The sequence below is a fragment of the Pseudobacter sp. genome (assembly GCF_051955275.1).
GTDB lineage: Bacteria > Bacteroidota > Bacteroidia > Chitinophagales > Chitinophagaceae > Pseudobacter.
Map to the genome: position 1 here is coordinate 1 of NZ_JBQCGW010000209.1, position 3,033 is coordinate 3,033.

The following is a 3,033-nucleotide window of genomic DNA, read 5'->3' on the forward strand; positions in this document are numbered from 1 at the left end:
AAGGATGGTCAGCCAACGGACGATGCGCTTAGCGACCAGGTGCAACAGGAAGCATTCAGTTTCCTGAGCAAGCATTCCGGGATTTTCCAGCTGCTGGATCCCCGCACCACCAATGCCCTGCTCATCAAGGCCGGCGTAACCAAAGACAATATCAAAGGGTATACCATGGATGATCTTTGTAATATCCTGGGCGTGGAATATGTGGTGGATGGAATGGTGAACCAGAACAAGACCACCCAGACCGTGCAATCAAACACCTATGGTCAAACGAAGGAAAAGGACGATGAGGATAAGAAGAAAAAGAATTACACCAGCTCCACCTACGGTACTGCCACACAGAATTATCAGACCAGCCTGAGCCTGGGTATTTATAACGATAAGGGAGTGACCGTATATAACCAGCAGCGAACTTCTTTCTGGCCCACGCTGGACGCGTATAAGAATACGCTTGAGTATTTGCTGAAGCGTACACCTCTTTACACAAAATAATTATACTCAGCCTGTGTCCGGTCACTCGCGGGGACGCGAGCGACCGGGCACACCTTGACTAGATTCATTTCGCCATGGCCTTTGCCTTTTTATCTGCAGGCATCTTTTCTATCGCATATCGTAATGCAGTACGTGGCATCTGCGATTTATTTTTCATTACAAACTTATACACCTCATTCAAATGTGATTCTGCGGCTGCTTTCAGCATCCAGCCATATCCCTTCTGCACCAGATCGTCTTCATCCGGTAACTGAATGGTTGCTATCTCCAGCAGGTCTTGCAGAAATATCCCCTTGCGTGCCGGAATGATCAGGCTCACGGCCGCTGCACGTTTCATCCAGCGGTTTTTGGAAACTGCCCACTTTTTCAGTTGTTGTACATAGTCCGGATACATCATCAAAAATTCTCCGACCGTATGGTTGCATAGCGTATCACAGCTGGCCCAGTTGTTCACGTTTTGTTTTATCCAGCGTTCGAAGCGTTTAAAGTCTGCTGGTACAAACTCCTTGCGGCGGGAATAAGAGAAATCACAGGCAATGATGGATTCTTCCAGGTTGCCGGACTCCCACAGGGCATCGCAGATACTGAACACTTCTTCTTTGGTGGCAGACTTCAGTTCCTTACTGAATTTCTTGCCAATGGCTTTTGCGTCAGGGTTTTTGACACCCCGGGTCTTTATTTCTTCTTTGAAGAACCTTTTGGTAGACTCCCGGGTGAGGGGGTTGGCCATGGCGTCAAGCCCGGCCCTGAGCTCAGTCAGAATGATATCCATTGTTGCTGATTTGTTGCAAAGATACCCGGGTTCGGTTATGCATACTATTTTATCTGATTTAGAACAGCGATCATTATTTCCATTTAATTTTGTAAATTGGTTTACTTTTTCAACCAGCTTTTTCTATCGCTATGCACCAGGTTCTTCGCAACTATATCGATCGTCATCTCAATGTACCGTTGACTGAAGAAGACTGGCTTCCCATCCAGGAATCATTTTTATTCAAGAAATACCGCAAAAAGCAATACCTGTTACAGGAAGGAGATGTATGCAAATACTTTTCCTTTATCCTGAAGGGCGCCATGCGCCAGTACACGGTTGACCAGAAGGGGAATGAACATATCCTCCGCTTCGGTATCGAGAACTGGTGGGTGATGGACCGCGAGAGTTTTGAAATGGAAACCCCCAGCATGTATAATATAGAAGCCTGGGAAGATACAGAGCTGCTGCAGATCCGCCGCGATGCAGCGGTAAAGCTTTATGAGAATTCTGAGCCCTTCCGCAAGATGACCCAGGAGCTCGACAAACGTGGCCAGATCGCCAACCAGAAAAGGATCCATGGCGCCATCAGCCTCACAGCAGAAGAACGTTACCTGGAACTGCTGAAATCACATCCCGTATTCTTTCAACGATTCCCTCAGAATATGATAGCATCCTACCTCGGAATTTCTGCGGAAACCCTCAGCAGGATCCGTAAGAACGCCCTTTCGAAGTAGCCCTTTTGTAAAACAGTACGGGTTTTACCCCGGATGTATGCTGTCCTTGTTGCCAGGCCAGGGATCGGACCTGAGATCTTCACTCATACCCATATTAGCTTGTAAAGTCACTATGGATAAGTGTTCTGGCTATTACAACCATCTGCTTTCCCTATGCTGTTTACCGCTGTGCCCGGATTATGTCAAGCAGGTGGCTTGACCTTTGTCAAGATGCTTTCTTGTGGTTTGTCATTGGAGCAGGGGCCTCCGCCGTCGCATCTTTGTGTAGTCAATCAGTGATAACGATAAAACTAAAATGATGACACACACAAATACAAATACGGATCAGGCGGAACTGCTGGTAAGAGCAGTGCTCCATAACTGGAACCTGCAGAACCAGCGCCTGGACAGTCTCCTCGGGAAACTCAGCGATGAAGATCTCGCAAGGGAAACTGCTCCCGGCAGGAATACAGGCAACTGGCTCCTTGGCCACCTGACCGCTGTCAGTGATGGCATGCTGCCCCTGCTGGGTCTGAGAGAAAAGCTTTACCCCGGGTTACAGCATATATTCATCGACAACTCCGATAAAAGTGGCCTTGAATTTCCGTCCACAGCAGACCTCAGGGTATTCAGAAAGGATGTGAACCTTGCGCTGACGGAATATTTTAACGGGATGTCAGTACAGAACTGGACAGAACCACACCAGGCAGTAACGGAAGAAGACTTTCTGAAAGAACCGCATCGCAACAGGGCAGGGATGCTGATCAACAGAACAGCTCACCTCAGCTACCACCTCGGACAATTGATATATCTCATCAAATGATAACCTGAATTAACCAACACATAAAATCAACCAAATCATGGAAACTTTAACCAACACCAAATCAAAACATATCATTTTTGTTACCGGAGCCTTTGTAACACATCTTGGATGGAAACCATGGCAGGAATATTTTGAGAGCAAAGGGTTCAATACCGTAGCGCCTGCATGGCCTTTCAAAGATGATACCCCTGAAGAACTCCGTAAAAAGCAACCCAACGGTAATCCTGGTCTCGCTAAACTTACCCTCAACGAAT

General features: G+C 47.2%; 4 protein-coding genes and 1 pseudogene. 4 read left to right on the forward strand and 1 reads right to left on the reverse strand.

The window, feature by feature from the left end; all coding sequences use genetic code 11:
• A partial coding sequence (locus ACTHMC_RS18000) for a hypothetical protein (protein WP_440415149.1) occupies window positions 1-489 on the forward strand: 489 nt, incomplete at its 5' end.
• Between the two features lie 64 nt (window positions 490-553).
• Here the strand turns inward: ACTHMC_RS18000 and ACTHMC_RS18005 are convergent.
• The gene (locus tag ACTHMC_RS18005) at window positions 554-1,261 is read right to left on the reverse strand and encodes a DNA alkylation repair protein (protein WP_440415151.1); all 708 of its coding nucleotides are present in this window, start codon (window positions 1,259-1,261) and stop codon (window positions 554-556) included.
• 131 nt (window positions 1,262-1,392) lie between these two features.
• On the opposite strand from ACTHMC_RS18005, the gene ACTHMC_RS18010 reads away from it, so the two are divergent.
• From ACTHMC_RS18010 to ACTHMC_RS18020, 3 genes and pseudogenes are all read left to right on the forward strand, one after another.
• Window positions 1,393-1,977, forward strand: a complete 585-nt coding sequence (locus tag ACTHMC_RS18010) for a Crp/Fnr family transcriptional regulator (RefSeq protein ID WP_440415153.1) — start codon at window positions 1,393-1,395, stop codon at window positions 1,975-1,977.
• Window positions 1,978-2,275: 298 nt separating this feature from the next.
• The gene (locus tag ACTHMC_RS18015; protein ID WP_440415155.1) at window positions 2,276-2,779 is read left to right on the forward strand and encodes a DinB family protein; all 504 of its coding nucleotides are present in this window, start codon (window positions 2,276-2,278) and stop codon (window positions 2,777-2,779) included.
• A 37-nt stretch (window positions 2,780-2,816) separates the two neighbouring features.
• Window positions 2,817-3,033 (forward strand): annotated as a pseudogene (locus ACTHMC_RS18020) (alpha/beta hydrolase); the annotation flags it as partial.

Excerpts from the sequence above, each read along its gene's own strand:
- ACTHMC_RS18010 (WP_440415153.1), top strand. The coding sequence starts at position 1,393 with ATGCACCAGGTTCTTCGCAACTATATCGATCGTCATCTCAATGTACCG.
- ACTHMC_RS18015 (WP_440415155.1), top strand. The coding sequence starts at position 2,276 with ATGACACACACAAATACAAATACGGATCAGGCGGAACTGCTGGTAAGA.
- ACTHMC_RS18005 (WP_440415151.1), bottom strand. The coding sequence starts at position 1,261 with ATGGATATCATTCTGACTGAGCTCAGGGCCGGGCTTGACGCCATGGCC.